Annotated in this window: 16 protein-coding genes; 14 read left to right on the top strand and 2 right to left on the bottom strand. The window is 63.2% G+C overall.

The features are described 5' to 3' along the window. Positions 1 to 100 precede the first annotated feature (100 nt). From F6S08_RS20630 to F6S08_RS20585, 10 genes are all read left to right on the top strand, one after another. Positions 101 to 2,494 (top strand): TonB-dependent receptor, encoded by a 2,394-nt coding sequence (locus tag F6S08_RS20630; protein ID WP_315872273.1) that lies wholly within the window; start codon positions 101 to 103, stop codon positions 2,492 to 2,494. A 15-nt stretch (positions 2,495 to 2,509) separates the two neighbouring features. Continuing rightward, positions 2,510 to 3,475 (top strand): amino acid ABC transporter permease, encoded by a 966-nt coding sequence (locus tag F6S08_RS20625; protein WP_315872272.1) that lies wholly within the window; start codon positions 2,510 to 2,512, stop codon positions 3,473 to 3,475. Next, positions 3,468 to 4,241 (top strand): amino acid ABC transporter ATP-binding protein, encoded by a 774-nt coding sequence (locus tag F6S08_RS20620; protein ID WP_090406292.1) that lies wholly within the window; start codon positions 3,468 to 3,470, stop codon positions 4,239 to 4,241. Before F6S08_RS20625 ends, F6S08_RS20620 begins: the two co-directional genes overlap by 8 nt. Positions 4,242 to 4,259: 18 nt before the next feature. Then, positions 4,260 to 5,186, top strand: coding sequence for an ABC transporter substrate-binding protein (locus F6S08_RS20615; RefSeq protein ID WP_065927299.1), 927 nt, complete (start codon positions 4,260 to 4,262; stop codon positions 5,184 to 5,186). A 12-nt stretch (positions 5,187 to 5,198) separates the two neighbouring features. Further along, positions 5,199 to 6,782 carry a flavin monoamine oxidase family protein gene (locus F6S08_RS20610; RefSeq protein ID WP_065948041.1) on the top strand — a complete coding sequence of 528 codons (1,584 nt, stop codon included), beginning with the start codon at positions 5,199 to 5,201 and terminating at the stop codon, positions 6,780 to 6,782. An 11-nt stretch (positions 6,783 to 6,793) separates the two neighbouring features. Beyond that, the gene (locus F6S08_RS20605) at positions 6,794 to 7,216 is read left to right on the top strand and encodes a RidA family protein (RefSeq protein WP_074847283.1); all 423 of its coding nucleotides are present in this window, start codon (positions 6,794 to 6,796) and stop codon (positions 7,214 to 7,216) included. A gap of 225 nt (positions 7,217 to 7,441) precedes the next feature. Beyond that, positions 7,442 to 7,942 (top strand): DUF2165 family protein, encoded by a 501-nt coding sequence (locus F6S08_RS20600; RefSeq protein WP_065927301.1) that lies wholly within the window; start codon positions 7,442 to 7,444, stop codon positions 7,940 to 7,942. A gap of 36 nt (positions 7,943 to 7,978) precedes the next feature. Beyond that, positions 7,979 to 9,085, top strand: a complete 1,107-nt coding sequence (locus F6S08_RS20595) for an efflux RND transporter periplasmic adaptor subunit (RefSeq protein WP_065948042.1) — start codon at positions 7,979 to 7,981, stop codon at positions 9,083 to 9,085. Between the two features lie 21 nt (positions 9,086 to 9,106). After that, complete coding sequence (locus tag F6S08_RS20590) at positions 9,107 to 12,190, top strand: MexW/MexI family multidrug efflux RND transporter permease subunit (protein WP_315872271.1); 3,084 nt, start codon at positions 9,107 to 9,109, stop codon at positions 12,188 to 12,190. Beyond that, positions 12,187 to 13,629, top strand: coding sequence for an efflux transporter outer membrane subunit (locus F6S08_RS20585; protein WP_065948044.1), 1,443 nt, complete (start codon positions 12,187 to 12,189; stop codon positions 13,627 to 13,629). Before F6S08_RS20590 ends, F6S08_RS20585 begins: the two co-directional genes overlap by 4 nt. On the opposite strand, the gene F6S08_RS20580 is transcribed toward F6S08_RS20585, so the two are convergent. Both F6S08_RS20580 and F6S08_RS20575 read right to left on the bottom strand, forming a co-directional pair. Further along, positions 13,596 to 14,333: a nitroreductase family protein gene (locus tag F6S08_RS20580; RefSeq protein WP_065927305.1), complete on the bottom strand. Its 738-nt coding sequence runs from the start codon at positions 14,331 to 14,333 to the stop codon at positions 13,596 to 13,598. The genes F6S08_RS20585 and F6S08_RS20580 overlap by 34 nt on opposite strands. Positions 14,334 to 14,368: 35 nt before the next feature. Then, the gene (locus tag F6S08_RS20575; protein WP_315872270.1) at positions 14,369 to 15,022 is read right to left on the bottom strand and encodes a metalloregulator ArsR/SmtB family transcription factor; all 654 of its coding nucleotides are present in this window, start codon (positions 15,020 to 15,022) and stop codon (positions 14,369 to 14,371) included. 343 nt (positions 15,023 to 15,365) lie between these two features. On the opposite strand from F6S08_RS20575, the gene F6S08_RS20570 reads away from it, so the two are divergent. The 4 genes from F6S08_RS20570 (at position 15,366) to ribA (ending at position 19,029) form a co-directional block, all read left to right on the top strand. Further along, positions 15,366 to 16,421, top strand: a complete 1,056-nt coding sequence (locus F6S08_RS20570) for a class I SAM-dependent methyltransferase (RefSeq protein WP_065927307.1) — start codon at positions 15,366 to 15,368, stop codon at positions 16,419 to 16,421. Next, positions 16,421 to 17,314, top strand: a complete 894-nt coding sequence (locus F6S08_RS20565) for a VOC family protein (RefSeq protein ID WP_065927308.1) — start codon at positions 16,421 to 16,423, stop codon at positions 17,312 to 17,314. The genes F6S08_RS20570 and F6S08_RS20565 overlap by 1 nt, the downstream gene beginning before the upstream one ends. Before the next feature lie 76 nt (positions 17,315 to 17,390). Continuing rightward, the gene (locus F6S08_RS20560; protein WP_027607437.1) at positions 17,391 to 18,422 is read left to right on the top strand and encodes a formylglycine-generating enzyme family protein; all 1,032 of its coding nucleotides are present in this window, start codon (positions 17,391 to 17,393) and stop codon (positions 18,420 to 18,422) included. 10 nt (positions 18,423 to 18,432) lie between these two features. Further along, positions 18,433 to 19,029, top strand: coding sequence for a GTP cyclohydrolase II RibA (ribA, locus tag F6S08_RS20555; RefSeq protein WP_027607438.1), 597 nt, complete (start codon positions 18,433 to 18,435; stop codon positions 19,027 to 19,029). The last annotated feature ends 18 nt before the right edge of the window (positions 19,030 to 19,047 follow it).

Here is a 19,047-nt window from a genome sequence, read left to right as displayed (position 1 = left end):
CACCTAGTCCCCAATCGCCGCAACCCCACTGAAAAAAATCGAGCACCGCGCCCGCCCGCGTGACTGCCCGACTTCGCGATTTGGAATGTCTGGAGTGGCTATGAAGCAAGTCTTACAACCGACCGCCATCCTGGCGCTGGCGATCCTGGCCAACACCGCCCAGGCCCAGGACGACAGCACCCTGTCCACCGTGGTGGTCACGGGTAACCGTGGCGCCGAACAACGCACGGTCACCAGCAGCCCGGTGCCGATCGATGTGGTCAGCGCCAAGCAACTGCAAAGCACCGGCAAGCCCGGTTTGATGGAGGCGTTGAGCGCGGTGATCCCGTCGCTGACCCTGCCGGAAAAAACCGGTTGGGACGCCAGCGGCATCGCCCGTGCGCCGAACCTGCGCGGCATGAGTGCCGCCGAGGTGCTGGTGCTGGTCAATGGCAAGCGCCGCCACACCGCGGCCACCCTGAACATCAACGGCATCAACACCGGCGCCGCGCCGGCAGACCTGGATTTGATCCCCATCAGCGCCATCGACCACGTCGAAGTCCTGCGCGACGGGGCCGCCGCCCAGTACGGCTCCGATGCCATCGCCGGGGTCATCAACGTGATCCTCAAGGCCGACACCAGCGGCACCTCGGTGACCCATGTCGGCCAGGGTTACGACGGCAAGAAACAGACCGTGCAGCAAAGCCTCAACAAGGGCTTCGAGATCGGCAACGGCGGCATCGTGCAGTTGGCCCTGGACGCGCGCAGTCAGAACGACGACAACAAGGCCAGCGCCAACGGCTACACCTACGCCCAGGCCTTTGAGCAGGCCGGCCGCTCCACCTACGGCGGCTACGGCACACCGAAGACCAACCTGCTGACCCTGGGCTACAACGCCGAATTGCCGATCGACGACAGTTTCAGCCTGTATTCCTTCACCACCTATTCGCGGCGCAAGGCCGAGCAGGGCCAGAACTTCCGCCTGCCGACCATCACCAACACCATTACCACCGGGCCTAACGGTTACCCCGGCGGCTACACGCCGACCTGGTATATCGACGAGGACGACTTCCAGGCCGCATTCGGCGGTAAAGGCACCGTCGGCGAGTGGGACTGGGACCTGTCCACCACCTACGGACGCAACGCGGCGGAGCAGGGCACCACCCATAACCAGAACCCCTCCCTGGGCGAGGCCACGCCGAACAGCTTCACCTCCGGCACCTGGATTTCCACCGAGCTGACCACCAACCTCGATTTCAAGCGCGGCTTCGATATCGGCCTGCAAAAGCCGCTGGACCTGAGCTACGGTTTCGAACATCGCCGCGACACCTACGAGGTGCAGGCCGGTGACTATGAGTCCTACGCCAACGGCGGCTACTGCGTGGCACCGGGTAACTGTGCGTCGTCCGGGGCCCAGGTCACCAACGGCATCTCGCCGGATGAAGAAAGCAGCGCCTCGCGCAACAGCCTCGCCAGTTACGTCGACGTGGGCTTCAACCCGGTGCCGGACTGGTACGTGGGCACCGCGTTTCGCTACGAGCATTACAACCAGGGCGTGGGCGCTACCCGCAGCGGCAAGCTGACCACCCGCTACGACTTCACCCCGCAATTCGCCGTGCGCGCCACCGTGAGCAATGGCTTCCGTGCGCCGTCCCTGGCCAACAGCCTGTTCAGTGCGCGGTCCACCACCTATGGCGTGGTCGACGGCGTGTACCAGTCGATCAACTACGGCGTGCTGCCGGTAGGTTCGGCCGCTGCCCAGGCCTTGGGGGCGCAGGAACTGAAACCCGAGCGTTCCACCAACTTCAGCCTGGGTTTCACCCTCACCCCCACCGATCGCCTGAGCTTTACCGCCGACGCCTACGTGATCAACCTGCGCGATCGCATCACCCTCACGGGCACCTTGCTCGGCCCGGAAATCACCCAGGTGCTGCAAGGCAATGGCATCACCTCCACCTCCGGCGGCCAGTACTTCATCAACGGCGCCGACACCCGCACCAAAGGCCTGGACCTGGTCAGCAACTACAGCCAGGACCTCGGCCCCTATGGCGCGCTGAAATGGACCGCCGCGTTCAACTGGAACCAGACCAGAATCCTCAACTACAAGGAATCCACCACGATCCTGGGCACGGCCTATGACCTGATGGACCGCGAGGCACGCAACCTGATCACCGGCGTGCAGCCCAGCACCAAGCTGATCCTCGGTGGCGACTGGAGCATCGAGCGCTTCAACCTCAACCTGGCCCTGACCCGCTACGGCTCTTACAAAGAGGTCAACGTCTCTGCCGACCGCAGCCTCGACCGGGTCTACAGCGCCAAGTGGATCACCGACCTCGACCTTGGCTACACCCTCACCAAAGACCTCAACGTGGCCATCGGCGCCAAGAACCTGTTCGACGTCTACCCGAAAAAACAAGGTGTACCGAGCAGCACCATGGTCAGCAGCTACGGCACCTATTCGCCCTACGGTTTTACCGGCGGGTACTACTACACCCGCTTGACCTATGCCTTCTAGGCCGAGGAATACACCATGCCCATCGTTGCCAAATCCTATGACCTGATTGACTCGCCCGGCGCGCTGCGCCAGGCGCGAGTGTCCACACCGATCAAAGCCCTGCAGGTGGTGCCCGCGCGGCACCCCTGGCGCTGGGCCGGGTCGATCTTTGCCGCGCTGGTGCTGCTCGCCATCGGGCATTCCCTGGCCACCAACCCGCGCTGGGAGTGGGGCGTGTTCGGCCAGTGGTTCTTCTCGCCGTCGGTGCTGCGTGGCCTCGGCCAGACCCTGTTGCTGACGCTGCTGAGCACGGTGTTCAGCACCATCCTCGGCACTGCGCTGGCGTTGGCGCGGCTGTCGGGCTCGCCGCTGCTGGCGGCCCTGGCCTGGGGCTACATCTGGTTTTTCCGCTCGATGCCGGCGCTGCTGGTGCTGATCATCCTCTACAACTTCGCCTACCTGTACGACCACATTGTCCTCGGTGTGCCGTTTACCGACCTGGTGTTCGCCGAGTGGTCGACGGTGGACGTGCTCAGCCAATTCACCGTGGCCGTACTGGGCCTGAGCCTGATGCAGGCGGCGTACGCGGCGGAGATCATTCGCGGCGGCCTGATCGGTGTGGATGCCGGCCAGCATGAAGCGGCGGCAGCCCTGGGCTTGCCGGCCTCGCGGCGCATCTTCCGGATCATCCTGCCCCAGGCGCTGCGCTCGATCCTGCCGTCGGGGTTCAATGAAATCATTGGCCTGGTCAAGGGCACCTCCATCGTCTACGTGTTGGCCTTGCCGGAGCTGTTCTACACCGTGCAGGTCATCTACAACCGCACCCAGGCGGTGATCCCGCTGCTGATCGTCGCCACCGTCTGGTACCTGATCATCACCACCGTGCTCACCAGCGCCCAGTACTACGTCGAGCGTCATTTCGCCCGGGGTACGGCCAGGGTGCTGCCGCCCACGCCATTGCAACGCGTGCGCCGCTGGCTGAAGGAGAACACCCATGAGTGAAGCCCGCGCCGGCCGTATCCAGATCCAGGGCGTGGGCAAGCGCTTTGGCAATCAACAGGTGTTGAAAGACATCGACCTGACCATCGATCCGGGCAAGGTCACGGTGATTCTCGGGCCGTCCGGCTCGGGCAAGTCCACCTTGCTGCGCACCATCAACCACCTGGAAAAGATCGACAGCGGGCACATCACCATCGACGGTGAATACGTCGGCTATCGACGCAAGGGCGACCTGCTTTACGAGCTCAAGGAACGCGAGATTCTCAAGCGCCGTATCGACGTCGGTTTTGTGTTCCAGAACTTCAACCTGTTCCCGCACCTCACCGCCTGGGAAAACGTCGCCGAGGCGCCGCTGGCGCACAAGCGCTGGAGCAAGGCCGACGCCCAGGCCAAGGCCACCGCACTGTTGGCCAAGGTTGGCCTGGCGGACAAGGTCGATGCCTACCCACGCCAGCTTTCCGGCGGCCAGCAACAGCGCGTGGCGATTGCCCGCGCACTGGCGCTGGACCCCAAGGTGCTGCTGTTCGATGAACCCACCTCGGCCCTCGACCCGGAACTGGTGGGCGAAGTACTCGACGTGATCAAGGGCCTGACCCAGCTGGGCGTGACCCTGGTGATCGTCACCCACGAAATCGGTTTTGCCCGCGAAGTGGCCGACCACGTGGTGTTTCTCTGCGACGGCGAGTTGATCGAAGAGGGCCCGCCCGAACAGATTTTCCGCCAACCCCGACATCCCCGCGCCAAAGCCTTTCTCGGCAAGGTGCTTTAGTTCAAGGAGTGACTGCCCATGTTCATCAACACCACCCGCGTGGCCCTGCTGGCGCTGGCCGTCAGTGCTGCGCAAAGCGCATTCGCCGTGCAACAGGTCGACCTCAGCCCCGACCGTCCGCGCATCCATGTGCCGCGTAACGAAGCGGCCATTGCGCAGATCCCGCCGGGCTTCAAGTTCGCCCAGCCGGGCACGTTCACCGTGGCAGTAACCGTAAAAGGCGCAGCGCCTCCCCTGGCGATGCTGGCCAATGACGACAAGACCACCATCGGCAGCGAGGCCGATACCGCGCAGTTGGTTGCTGACAGTCTGGGCCTGGAATTGAACGTGGTGCCTACCAGTTGGGAGGATTGGCCCCTGGGCGTCAGCTCGGGCAAGTACGACGCGGTGATCAGCAACGTCACCGTGACCGAGGCGCGCAAGAAGCGCTTTGACTTCGCCACCTATCGCCAGGATGTGCTCGGCTTCTACGTCAAGACCACCAGCAAGATCAGCGAGATCAAGCAGGCAGCCGATATTGCCGGGCTGAAGATCATCGTCGGCTCCGGCACCAACCAGGAAAAAGTCCTGCTGGCCTGGAACGAGGCCAACGAAAAGGCCGGTCTCAAGCCCGCGCTGTTGCAGTACTTCGACGACCAGGCCGCCGCGCAGCTGGCGGTGCAGTCGGGGCGCAGCGATGCGCTGTTCGGGCCCAACTCGGTGTATGCCTATTCGGCGGCAATCACCGGCGGCATCAAGCGCGTCGGCACGGTGAACGGTGGCTGGCCATTGCAGGCGGACATTGCCGTGACCACCCGCAAGGACAACGGCCTCGTCAAGCCGATCCACACCGCCCTGGAAGGCGCGATTGCCGGCGGCCAGTACGAGCAGGTGCTGCAACGCTGGGGCCTGGATGTGGAGCGCGTCGACAAGTCGCTGATCAACCCACCGGGCCTGCCGGATTAAGGAGCAATCGACATGGGACTGACACGACGTGAAGCGTTGTCGAGCATCGCTGCGGTAGGCGGCGAAAAAGCCGTCAAGGATGCACTCGCGGTACTCGGCCTCGGGCCGTCATCGCACCGCCGACCGCAACCGTTGAAACTCAAGGACGGTCTGGGGCAGGGCACCCGCGTGCTGGTGCTGGGTGCCGGGATTGCCGGGCTGGTCACCGCCCTGGAACTGACCCGCGCCGGGTTCAGCGTGCAGGTGCTGGAAGCCCGTGAGCGAGTCGGCGGCCGCACCTGGACAATCCGTCATGGCGACCGCGTGGACTATAAGGATGGCCGTACGCAGACCGCCGCGTTCGAGCCGGGGCATTACTTCAACGCCGGGCCTGCACGGATTCCCAGCCAGCACCGCACGATCCTCGACTATTGCAGTGAGCTGGGGGTGCCGCTGGAAGTGCTGGTCAACAGCAGCCATGGCGCCCAGGTGCGGCCGGATGTGAACCAGCCGGCTTTCACCGTCGGCCAGGCGATCAACGATGCGCGCGGGCATTTGTCCGGGTTGCTGGCCAAAGCGGTGCAGCGTGATGCCCTCGACGATGTGCTGAGCGCCGAGGAACGCACGCGCTTGCTGGCGTTTTTGCACGTGTATGGCGACCTGTCCCAGGAGCTGGCCTTTGAGGGCACGATCCGTTCAGGGCACCTGGAGTCCCCGGCACATCCCGGCGCCTTGCCCGCCAGCCGCAGCCCGTTGGCGCTGGACCAACTGCTGCACCCCGAACTGTGGGGCGCCTTGCTGCACACCGAATTCCCGGAATTCTCGGCGACCATGTTCCAGCCGGTGGGTGGCATGGACCGCATCACCGACGCCTTCTACCGGCGCGTCAGCGATCACGTGCAACTGGGTGCCCAGGTCCGCCAGATCCGTCAGTTGGAAAACGGCGTAGCCGTGACCTACCACGACCAACGCAGCGGTCGCGAGCAGGTGGTACGCGCCGACTATCTGGTCTCGACCTTGCCGCTGCCGCTGCTGGCCAAGCTCGACACCGACTTCAGCGACCCGATCAAGGCCGCCTTGCTCAGCACCCGCAGCGACCAGGCCACCAAAGTGGCGTGGCAGTCCCCACGCTTCTGGGAAACCGACTACCGCACCTACGGCGGCCTGTCGTGGATCGAACACCCGGCGCGCCTGCTCTGGTACCCGAGCAACGACCTCAACACCCGCGAGGGCCTGCTGGTGGCCGGTTACGTGACCGGGGAGGGCGCCGATGCGTTTGGCGCGCGACCGTTCGACCAGCAGTACGCCACTTCCAAGGAAGCGGTGGAACTGCTGCATCCGGGCTACTCCAGGCACCTGCGTCACCCGCTGGCGGTGTCCTGGGAACAGATCCCCTTCAGCGAAGGCCCGTGGCTGCAACGCGAACACTTCCCGGCCGATGCCAGCGCCTTGCTCGAAGAAGGCCACGGCCGCGTGTACTTCGCCGGCGACGGCCTGGTGCAAAGCGGCGTGGGCATCTGGCAGGAATCGGCGGCCAACTCGGCGCGGCATGTGGTCGCGCAACTGGCTGAACGCGTGACCCGACAAACACACCTTGCGGCAGTGGCCGCCTCCTAAGGAACACACCCATGAGCGACAGCATTCAACGCACCAGCGTCGGCGATTTTCCGATCTCGCAGACCGTCACCGTGCCGGCCTCCGCCAGCCTGGTCTTCGTCAGCGGCACCTTGCCGGATCTGGTTGATCCAACGGTTCCCGGGGTGTTTGGCAACACCGAAGTGCAGACAGTTTCGGTGTTCAACAAGCTGCGCCAGATCCTGCGCCAGCAAGACCTGGACCTGGGCGATATCGTGCAGTTACGGGTATTCCTGGTCGGCGCCGAGGAAACGGGCGGCAAGCTGGATTTCGCTGGGTTGCAGCGTGGGTATACGCAGTTCTTCGGCACCCCCGAGCAGCCGAACAAGCCGGCACGCACCGCGTTGCAGGTCGTGGCGTTGCCATTGCCCGGTGCACTGGTGGAAATCGAAGCCATCGCCGCCAGGACGGCGTGATAATCCCTCGCAAGTAACCCCCCCCCTCACAACCGCTTCCGGGCTTCGGCGTGACTGCGCCGAACGCCCCGGCGGGCGCCTGTCAGACAGCGTTTCCAACCTTCCTGAAGCCCCTCCCGCACAAAGATAAATCTTGTATTTAAACGCCTGCGACGTATTATCCAAGCAATGTCTTGTGTATATACCTGAGGCTGGATTTCCCTTTCGGCAAATACGGAGGTTTGAATGACTGTGGAGGCAGGGTTACTGGGTCACTCGTTGTCGGTGTTCCTGGGCGTACAGGCCGTCGGCCTGAGCCTGTGGCTGAGCATTGCGGTGCTTAACAACTGGCAAGCGTTTCGCAGCTCGGTAGGCGCGGTAGGCGCGACCATGGCCATGGAGCCGTTGCGCCAGAGTCCTGCCATCGACATTCCCTTGCTGGTGCGGGCCGTGCGTTCACCCCGTCTGCACCAACTGGCCCTGCTGGTGGTGCTGGCCCTGCAAGTGGTCGCCGCGCTCGCGGCCTGGACCGGCAGCTATCAGTTGATCCTCGGCGACGGCCTGCTGTCGGCACGGCCCTGGCTCAACCTGGCCCTGAGTGCGTTTTCGGCGTTTGTCTTCGCGATGCTGCTGGGGGGCTTGTGGTTCGGCTACTGGATTCGCCAGGAGGGGTTGCAACTGACGCACCTGGTGCTGACGATCTGGGCGGTACTGGCCTTCTTCCTGTTCAACCACAGCTGGCTGTGAACCGCGTGTAATGCACTCATCGTGATAAGGACGTCCATGAACAAGAAGAAGATAACCAGCCTGGTGTTGATTCCGGTGGCGGTCATCGCAGTGGTGATGATGTCGCGCGCGCCGTCCCAGGCCCAATCCGCCGATGCCCCCGCCAGCGCGTTGACCAAGGTGGCCCTGGGGGCGGTGCAAGTGCGCCCGGCCAATGTGTATTTCGCCGGCGTCGGTGAGCTGGAAGCGGCCTCCCAGGTGCAGGTTTCCGCCGAGGTCGGCGGGCGGGTCACGTTGATCAACTTTGAGTCGGGCCGCCAGGTCAAGGCTGGCGAAGTGCTGGTCAAGCTTAACGATGCCCCGGAACAGGCCGAGCAGTTGCGGCTGCAGGCCCAGGTGCGCAATGCCGAGATCATCCGCAAGCGCGTGACCGGGCTGGTCAGGGAAAACGCTGCGACCCAGGAACAGCTCGACAACGCCCGGGCCGCCCATGACATGGCCCTGGGCGAGTTGAAAAAAGTCCAGGCACTGATTGCCCAGAAGACCATCCGCGCGCCCTTCGCCGGAGTGCTCGGCATTCGCCAGGTCAACGAAGGGCAGTACCTCAATGTCGGCGACCGCATCGTCAGCCTGGTCAACACCCAGGTGCTCTATGTCAATTTTTCCCTGGATGAGCAGCTCAGTCGCCGCCTGGTCGTCGGGCAAACCGTGGGCGTGCTGATCGACGCCTACCCTGACCGGGTGTTCAAGGCGCGGATCAGTGCCGTCGACCCGATGATCGGCCGCTCACGCACGGTGCAGGTGCAGGCCACGCTGGAGAGCCCGGACGCCCCCCTCAAGCCGGGCATGTACGCCAGCGTCAAAGTGGCCGATACCGAGGTGGCCGATGTGCTCACCGTGCCGGAAACGGCGGTGGCCTACACCGCCTATGGCGATACCGTTTTCCTTGCCCGCCCGGACCAGGGCGCCACGCTGGTGGTCAAGCGGGTGGCGGTGAAAATCGGCCAGCGCCAGGACGGTTGGGTCCAGATCCAGGAAGGCTTGCACGAGGGTGACCAGGTGGTGACCTCCGGGCAACTCAAGCTCAGTGACGGCATGGCGGTGCAGGCGACCGATGACACCCTGGCCCTGCCTGCGTCCAAACCGCCTGTGACGGGCATCTGATTCTTCGCCCAGAGAACGCTCATGACTTTCACCGATATTTTCGTTCGGCGGCCGGTGCTCGCGCTTGTCGTCAGTATTCTGATCCTGCTGCTGGGGATCATGTCCTTGTTGCAGCTGCCGATCCGCCAGTACCCGATGCTGGAAAGCTCCACCATCACCGTGACCACCGAATACCCCGGCGCTTCGTCAGACCTGATGCAGGGCTTCATCACGCAACCGATTGCCCAGGCGGTGTCATCGGTGGAAGGCGTGGATTACCTGTCGAGTTCGTCGGTGCAGGGGCGCAGCGTGGTCATGGTGCGCATGGAGCTCAACCGTGACTCGACCCAGGCGCTCACGGAAGTCATGGCCAAGGTCAACCAGGTGCGTTTCCGGCTGCCGGAGCAGGCCTATGACCCGGTGATCGAGCGCTCGTCCGGCGAGTCGACGGCGGTGGCCTATATCGGGTTCTCCAGCCCGACCCTGTCGACCCCGGCCTTGACCGATTACCTGGCACGGGTGGTGGAGCCGGTGATGAGCACCATCGAGGGCGTGGCCAAGGTCCAGGTGTTCGGCGGGCAAACCCTGGCGATGCGCCTGTGGATCGACCCCGCACGGCTGGCCGCGCGCGGCCTGACCGCCGCCGATGTGGCCGACGCGGTGCGCCGCAACAACTACCAGGCAGCGCCGGGCAAGGTCAAAGGCCTGTTCGTGGTCGCCAACCTGCGGGTCAATACCGACCTGACCAACGTCAATGAATTTCGCGATTTGGTGCTGCGCAACGATGGCAACGGCCTGGTGCGCCTGAAGGATGTCGGCACCGTGGAGCTGGGCGCGGCGTCCAGCGAAACCAGTGCCACCATGGACGGCGTTTCGGCCGTGCACCTGGGGTTGTTCCCGACGCCCGGCGGCAACCCGCTGGTGATTGTCGACGGTATCAAGAAACTCCTGCCGGACGTGCGCAAGACCCTGCCGCCGGACGTCAAGGCCGAGCTGGCGTTTGAAACCGCGCGCTTTATCCAGACCTCCATCGACGAGGTGATGAAGACCCTGCTCGAGGCCTTGCTGATCGTGGTGATCGTCATCTACCTGTGCCTGGGGTCGTTGCGCACGGTACTGATTCCGGTGGTGACCATCCCCTTGTCGATGCTGGGGGCCGCGGCGCTGATGCTGGCGTTCGGTTTCAGCCTCAACCTGTTGACGCTGTTGGCGATGGTGCTGGCTGTGGGTCTGGTGGTGGACGATGCGATTGTGGTGGTGGAGAACGTGCACCGGCATATCGAGGAAGGCAAGACCCCGGTGGCGGCCGCCCTGGTCGGGGCGCGGGAAGTGGCGGGCCCGGTGATCGCCATGACCATTACCCTGGCGGCGGTGTATGCGCCTATCGGCATGATGGGCGGCCTCACGGGCGCGTTGTTTCGTGAGTTTGCCTTGACCCTGGCCGGTGCGGTGATCGTGTCCGGCGTGGTGGCGCTGACGTTGTCGCCGGTCATGAGCTCGTTCCTGCTGCAGTCCAAGCAATCGGAAGGGCGCATGGCACACCTGGCCAACCGCGTCTTTGACGGCCTGGCACTGCGTTATGCCAAGGTGCTGGACCTGTCGCTGCGGCATCGCTGGCTCAGCGGGCTGTTTGCCTTGCTGGTGATGATCAGCCTGCCGTGGTTGTACCAGTTGCCGCAGCGGGAGCTGGCGCCCACCGAGGACCAGGCCGGGCTGCTCACCGCCATCAAGGCGCCGCAACATGCCAATTTGGAGTACGTCGAGCGCTTTTCCGCCAAGCTGAATGAGGTCTACGGGCGCCTGCCGGAAACCGTCAGCACCTGGATCATCAATGGCAGCGACGGCATCGCCTCGAGCATTGGCGGCATCAACCTGACGTTGTGGGGCGAGCGCGAGCGCACCGCCGCGCAGATCCAGGTCGACCTGCAAGCGGCCACCAACGACGTGGAAGGCACCAGCATCTTTGCCTTCCAACTGCCTGCCTTGCCGGGCTCCACCGGTGGCCTGCCGGTGCAACTGGTGCTGCGCAGCTCCCAGGATTACCGCGTGCTGTACGAAACCATGGAGCAGATCAAGCAGAAGGCCCGCGACAGTGGGTTGTTCGCCGTGGTCGACAGTGACCTGGACTACAACAACCCGGTGGTACAGGTGCGAGTGGACCGGGCCAAGGCCAACAGCCTGGGGATCCGCATGCAGGACATCGGCGAATCGCTGGCGGTGCTGGTGGGGGAAAACTACCTCAACCGCTTTGGCCTGGAGGGCCGCTCCTATGATGTGATTGCCCAGAGCCCGGGCAGTGAGCGACTGACGCCCGAAGCCCTGACCCGCCAGTATGTGCGCACGGAAGACGGCACACTGATTCCGCTGTCGACGGTGATCCAGGTGTCCGAGCACGTCGAACCCAACAAGCTGACCCAGTTCAACCAGCAGAACGCCGCGACCTTCCAGGGGGTGCCGGCTGCCGGGGTCACCCTGGGCGACGCCGTGGCGTTCCTGGAAGGCGTCACCGCCGAGTTGCCCGTGGGGTTCAGCTACGACTGGCAATCCGATGCGCGGCAGTACACCCAGGAAGGCAATGCGCTGCTGCTGGCGTTCCTGGCGGCGGTGATCGTGATCTACCTGGTACTCGCGGCGCAGTACGAAAGCCTGATGGACCCGCTGATCATCCTGATCACCGTGCCGCTGTCCATCAGCGGCGCGCTGATTCCCCTGGCGCTGGGCTACGCCACGATCAATATCTACACCCAGATCGGCCTGGTGACCCTGATCGGGCTGATCAGCAAGCACGGCATCCTGATGGTCGAGTTCGCCAACGCCCTGCAGGCCCAGGAACACCTCGACCGTTCCGAGGCGATACGCAAGGCCGCGCAGATTCGCTTGCGGCCGATCCTGATGACGACGGCGGCCATGGTGGTCGGCCTGGTGCCGCTGCTGTTCGCCTCGGGGGCCGGGGCCAACAGCCGCTATGGCCTGGGGGTGGTAATTGTATCGGGCATGCTGATCGGTACCTGCTTCACCCTGTTCGTGCTGCCGACGGTCTACACCCTGCTGGCCCGCAAGCATTCAGTGGCGGCCGCGACCCCGCGGGCCCAGTCCCTGGCGCAAACCCTGAGGAGTGAACCATGAAGCCCGGCAAAACTGTCACCACCGTGCTGGCGCTGATTCTGCTCAACGGCTGCATGGTCGGGCCGCATTACGAAAAGCCCATAACCCCGCCGATCAGCCTGGTCACTGCACAAAAGGCCTTGTTCGCCCAACAGGCGCCGGTGCAGGCCCAGTGGTGGTCGTTTTTTGACGACGCCGAGCTCGATCGCCTGATCGACACGGCGCTGGCGCATAACCATGACATTCGCCAGGCCCAGGCCAACCTGTTGGCCTCCCGTGCGGTGTTTGATGACCGCCGGCTCGACCAGTATCCCGGCGTCACCGCCCGTACCGCCTATGGCCGCAGTCTGGAGCAGCAGTTGCCGTTCGACGGTGGGCCTCCCGAGCGGATGCTGTCGCAGACCTATCGCGCCGGCTTTGATGTGCAGTGGGAGATCGACGTGTTCGGGCGTTTGCAACGCTTGACGGCCTCGGCCCTGGCACGCTCGCAGGCGGCGCAGGCGGACCTGGCGCTGATGCAGTTGAGCATCGCTGCCGACGTGGCGCGTTATTACTACGAGCAGCAGGGCTTGAGCCGCAGCCTGGAGGTGGCCCAGGCCCAGGTCAGTGCCTGGCGCGAAACGCTCACGCTGACCAGCGCTCAGGTGCGCGCCGGCAGCGGCCAATTCGAGGATCAGCAAAACGCCCACGCCAACCTGCTGCTCAGTGAGGCGGCGATTCCACCGTTGCTGACGCGGATCCAGGAAACCGGTTATCGCCTGGACGTATTGACCGGCCAACCCCCGCGTCAACAGCAGGCGTTGGCCAAGGCGCATTTCCTCGCGCCCCTGGCCCGGCAACTGCCCTTGGGCGATGTCGACCAGTTGATCCGCAATCGTCCGGATGTGGTCAGCGCCGAACGCCTGCTGGCCGCCAGCACCGAAGACGTCGGCGCCGCCACGGCGGACTTGTACCCACGCCTGAACCTGGGCGGTTTCATTGGCTTCTTCGCCCTGCGCGGCGGCGACCTGGGCAGCGCATCCCGTGCGTATGAGCTGGCGCCGTCGGTGGACTGGCCGGCGTTTCGCCTGGGCAACGTGCGCGCGCGCCTGCGCGGTTCCCAGGCCCAGGCCGAAGGTGCCCTGGCGCGCTATCAACAGTCGCTGCTCAAGGCCCAGGAAGATGTGGAAAATGCACTGATGCGCCTGGCGCAGGACCAGACCCGCCTGGGCGCGTTGCTGGCTTCCGCCACCCATGCCGAGCAGGCGATCGACATCGCCAGCAAACGCTACCGCAGCGGTTCGGGCACCTACATGGCGGTGCTCGAAAACCAGCGCGCGTTTTTCCTGATCAAGAAGGACGTGGCCGATGCCGAGACGGCGTCCTACCTCAACGCCATCGCGCTATACAAGGCGCTGGGCTGGGGCAGTGGCGGTGCGCAGCAGGCTCAATCAGCGGACAAGCCATTGGCCAGCAACTGAGCCTTGAGATCGGGCCGGTAGTTGCGTGCATACGTGCGGCCCACGGTGCTTGACCAGGATTGGCCGTCCGCACGGCCAATGATCTGCCAATGGCGCATCAGGTGCTGGTCATAGGCACTGATCGCCGGTGCCAGCGCGGCACGGTTGTAGCGCTCGTCGTGACGGAAGGCTTCGATGCCCATGCGCGGTTTCTGTGCCGCCGGCTCGTGCACATGACCCAGGGCCAGTCCGCACAGGGCGAAGGTCTGCTCGGGCAGCCCGAGCAGCTCGATCATCGCTTCAGCGTTGGCACGAATGCCACCCACCGGCACCACGCCCAACCCCAATGAGCGTGCGGCGATCATCAGGGTGCTGAGGATAATGCCGCCGTCGGTGCTGGCGGCGATCAGCCCTTCCAAGTGCCGCTGGATCTGCTGTTGCTGGCCATTGAGCGCGGCACCGACGGCGGTCTTGTGAAAGTCCACCACCAGGGTGATAAACACCGGTGCCGACGCGATCCAGGGCTGGCCGCCAGCTATTGCCGCAATGCGTTGGCGGGTGCCTGCGTCGCGCACGACCACCACGGAAATATGCTGGGCATTGAAGGACGTCGGCGCCAGGTGACCGGCACGCAAGATGGCATCGAGGTGTTCGTCGCTGACGGGCGTGGATTGGAAGCTGCGCTCGCTGCGGTGGTTGGCGAGCAAGTCGATAGTCGGTGTCATGGCCTTATTCCTTTAGGGCGGTTGGTGTGGGGCGGTCAGGTGCGCGGTTGAATGTTATAGACGCAACGTCGGTCGCCGGAGATCAGGTGTTCGCAACGTTCGACAAGGGTGTCGTCGCCCATGGCTGCACGAAATATCTGCAACTCCGAGCGGCAGAAACCCTGGCATTTGCGCGCGGCAGCGCAGATCGGGCAATGGTTTTCGATCAGCAGCCAACCTTCACCCGCGGGTTCCATGTGCGCCATATAGCCGGCGAGTTCGCGGATGCGCACCAGGATGGCGACTTTTTCTTCCAGGGACGAGGCTTGCGAACACGCCTGGACGTATTCCTGGCGATTGGTCGCTTCCATGCTGGTGATGATTTTCTCGATGCCATCACTGCCGAAAACCCCCTCGATGGATTCGATCAGGTGCAGGGTCAGCACGCTGTGGGAATCGGGGAATTTGTTGTGTGCGGTGTCCGTCAGCGCCCACTTCAACGAAGGGCGGCCGGCCCCGGAAGTGGGTGCCGAAACGCCGACGATCAACTCCGATGCCTGCAATTTCTGGATTTGTTGCCGGGTCGCCTCAAACGTGAGTTCCAGCAGCGAAGCCAGTTCGGTGGTTTTCAACGGGCCACGGGTCTTGAGCAAAAACAGGATGCGTTCGGCGGTGGATGACTGGGTATCGTCGGCAGGTGTGGAGGTCATAAATCGCGTGTAACCATGGGGAGTGAGGGCATCACTGGAGTTCGTCGACCTTTGGCGCCATCCATTGCGTAAGGGGTAGTGGGCATGAGCATAGTCATTTTTGCCGCTCAGGAAAATAATAAATAAAAGGAATTAATAATTAATTATAAATAGCGAATAATTATAAAAGGTTTGACTTGCTTTTGTAGGACTTAGGGCTAGGATCGTAGCTAGCTTTTTTGGAAGCTGCTCCTGAACATTCATTTGCACACGACTCCGGACCGTTAGAAAACACGCTACGTCTCAAACACTGATTGCTTGCCGACGTCAGCGAAGACAAAAACATTCAAGGAAGAGAATCTGTATGAATGCGCAAAAGCCGACGACCATCTATGAGCACGCTGATGAAGTAACTGCTCTGTCCAGCGTGGTCGACCTGGTGAAACTCTCCGACCAGTATCGACAATCCGCCATCCTTCACTTCGCTGTAGCGCAGCACCTCTTCGATCAAACCACCCGCCCGGCTACCGCCGACGCAATCAGCCAGCAATTGGGCTGGGTGCCCAACAAGGCCAAGATCTTTCTCAATGGCCTGGTTGCCCTGGGTCTGTTGAAAAAGTCCGCCGACACCTATACCAACCAGCCCCTGGCCGAGCGTTTCCTGGTCAGCCGCAGCGCCGAGTTCATCGGCCCGATCATTGCCCACCAGCGCTTGCAGTGGCAGAACTGGCCACGCCTGGGGGAGATCCTGAGCAGCGCCGAGTCCATGGATTTCCAGCAGGAGAACCGCTTCAAACACGACATTGCCGCACGTGATGCCTTCAACGATGCGATGGTGCGCTTCAGTCAACCCATGGTCGATGTGCTCAAGGAATTGCCAGTGTTCGATACCGCCAGCAAGGTCATCGACCTGGCCGGTGGACACGGCACCTATATCGCCGAAATCGCTCGGCGGCACCCTCAGGTCCAGGGCGAAATCTGGGACCTGGCCGCCACGCGCCAGTCCGCCGAAAGCACCGTCGAGAAGTACCAGTTGGCGGGGCGCCTGACGTTCAAGGAACGTAACCTGCTGGACCTGGCCCGTTACGAAGGTGAAAGCGCCGACGTGATCATGGTCAATGACTGCCTGCACTACTTCACCCGCGAAGAAACCAGCACGCTGATCCGCTCGGCTGCCCAGTTGGTCAACGACGGCGGTTCGTTGCTGGTGCTGAGCATGACCCTGGAAGACGATGAAATTCACCCGGCGCTGTCGGCGGATTTCTCCCTGCACATGATGGTCAACACGGTGCACGGCGAACTGCATCCCACCCGTTGGATTGCCGAACAGATGGTTGCCCAGGGCTTTGAGGTGGTGCAGGAACCTATCGGGCGCTACAGCCTGTTGATCGGTCGCCGTACCGAGGGGAGGGTTGCCTGATGCTGCGCTTTATTACCTTGTACAGCTCCGACACGGCCGCACGTCTGAACGGCTTTCTCGAGCCGTTGAACACCTGCGCGAAAGCCGCCGGTTTTGAACTGTGCGCGGCCGTTGAGGGCGCGCAGTTACCCCAGGCCGACGGGTTTATCCTGTTGGTGTCGGCGGCAGACAGCCTCGACACCCTCACTACCCGGCTCGCGGCATTGGCCGATGGTTACCACAACAAGGCCGTCAGCATCGTGCGCCTTGCCGAAGGCAGCGCCGGGCAACCTGCCGGCGATCCGCTTAACGCGGCATTGCTGCAACGCACGGCCTGTTTCATTTACCCCCATGGCCTGGCGATCACTGACGCGGGCGTATCCCCGGACACGGTGAAAAACTGGTTGGCCGGTTTCTCCAAATTCGCCGCCGCGATCAAAATGTGGCGGTCCCTGGAAGGTGTATCCATCGAGGCTGCCGCGTTGGAGTCCCAGCGCCCGCAACTGACCCATATCAACATCCTCACCCGCGACCTGGAAGCCTCCCAGGCGTTCTATCGCGACATCTTCGGCGCCCACTATTGCTACAACCTGGGGCCGCGCAAAGTAGTGATGGAGTTGAATGGTTTCGACTTCTTCATCGAACACAATCCCGACTTTGTCTACCCGCCGGGCTACCACATCGGCATTCGTGCGCTGCCGGAGGATGTCAAACGCATCGCCGACAAGGTGGCTGCCGACGACAACATCACCCTGGTCAAGGGCAATGGCCCCGCGCCGGGTTATCACCACGGTCCGGACAACGTCCGCACGGCCGTGTACTTCGAAGACCCCGATGGCCTGGTGGTTGAGGTGTACTCCACCGAAATCGAGATGATCGAGACCAATCGAAGGTTGCTGCTCGACCGACTCTGATACCTGACTGATCCCCACACGCCGAGCGGTTTCGCGCTCGGTCGTGGATGTGTTCGCTCGGAATAAAGGTGTACCTATGACGAATCAATACGGTTGGCATTGGCCGACGCTGCCGAGCCCTTTGCCAAAGAACGTGTCTGATCGGGTATTGATGGGCTACCCGCAGGCTTACGTCGAATATGAACTGACCCGGCAAATCGCCGACGCCACCGGACAGCTGATGAGTGCGCCCATCGAGCAACTGCTACGGGTGGTCGAGTCGGTTGCCGAACCCCTGGTGCGGCGTATCGCCGCCGGTGAAGTGCTGGGCTACAAGGGCGACCCGCGCATCGACGTGTTCAGCCCCGCCATGTGCGACGTTCCTGCCGCCCAGGTCGAGATCGGCCTGGAGCCGCAGCGCGTCGACGCGGTCATGACCGCCTACGCCGGGCTGGGCCTGGACCGCAGTTGGATCGAGAAAGAAACCCCCAACCATCGGGTCGACCTGGCGAGCTTTCGCATCGGTCGCTACCCGGTCACCAACAGCGAATATCGCGCCTTCCTGCTGGATACCGGTTATCCGTTCCTGCCGACCGGCTGGGCCTTTGGCCGCTTTCCCCAGCACCAGGCCAACCACCCGGTCTACAGCGTCAGCGACGTGGATGCCGACGCCTACGCCCAATGGCTGAGCCGACGCACCGGGCGCGCGTTTGCGCTGCCCAGCGAAGCACAGTGGGAATACGCCGCGGCAGGGCCGCAGCGCTCTCAGTTTCCCTGGGGCGAAACCTTCAATGTCGAGTACGCCAACACCATCGAGTTGGGGTTGCTCACGTCGACACCCGTCGGGGTGTTCCTCGAGGGCGCCTCGATGTTTGGCGCGCTGGACATGGCCGGCAACGTGGAAGAGTACGTTGCCGACGATTATCGGGCCTATCCGGGCGGGCCTGAGATCAACGATGACCTGGTGCTGGATGTTGGTAGGCACCGGGTAGCCCGTGGCGGCAGTTTCACCCGCTTCAGGGATCTTGCGCGCAATCAGCGCCGACATGGACGTTATCCAAGACCCATCTATGTCATGGGATTCCGTTTGGTAGAAAACCACTCTGGCCAGAACGCGACACTTCCATAGAGGCTATGCCATGGACACTCCAGTAACGCTTCATACGCAAGTTCCCATCTCCATTCTTGGCGGTGAGGTCAACGCCCACTTCTACGGGTTCAAGGGCTTTGACAAGAACAATGAACACTTTGCCGTCAGAGCCGGTGAGCCCGATGCCGATGTGCCCCTGGTGCGCGTGCATTCCGAATGCATCACCGGTGATGTGTTCGGTTCCCAGCGCTGCGATTGCGGCCCGCAGCTGCAGGAAGCCCTGAAGGCGCTCGATGCCGAAGGCGGCTACCTGATCTACCTGCGCCAGGAAGGTCGCGGTATCGGCCTGTATTCGAAGTTCGAAACCTACCTGCTGCAAGACGCCGGCATGGACACCTACGAGGCCAACGTGAAGCTCAATCACCCGGAAGACTCGCGCAGTTTCGCCCCGGCGGTCGCCATGCTGCGGGCCCTGGATGTGCATCGCTGCCGGCTCCTGACCAACAACCCGGACAAGGTCAAGCAGTTGCGCGATGGCGGGATCGACGTGGTCAGCTCAGTGCCGACCGGGGTGTTCCTGACCAAGCACAACCACAACTACCTGCGATCAAAAGTCAGCAAGTCGAGCCACACCATCAAGCTTTGATTTCATTCTCCAGGAAAA

This window comes from Pseudomonas sp. JV449 (genome assembly GCF_032424295.1).
GTDB classification, from domain to species: Bacteria; Pseudomonadota; Gammaproteobacteria; order Pseudomonadales; family Pseudomonadaceae; genus Aquipseudomonas; species Aquipseudomonas marginalis.
Note: the sequence above shows the minus strand (reverse complement) of the source record. Positions and strands in the feature narration are given on the sequence as shown.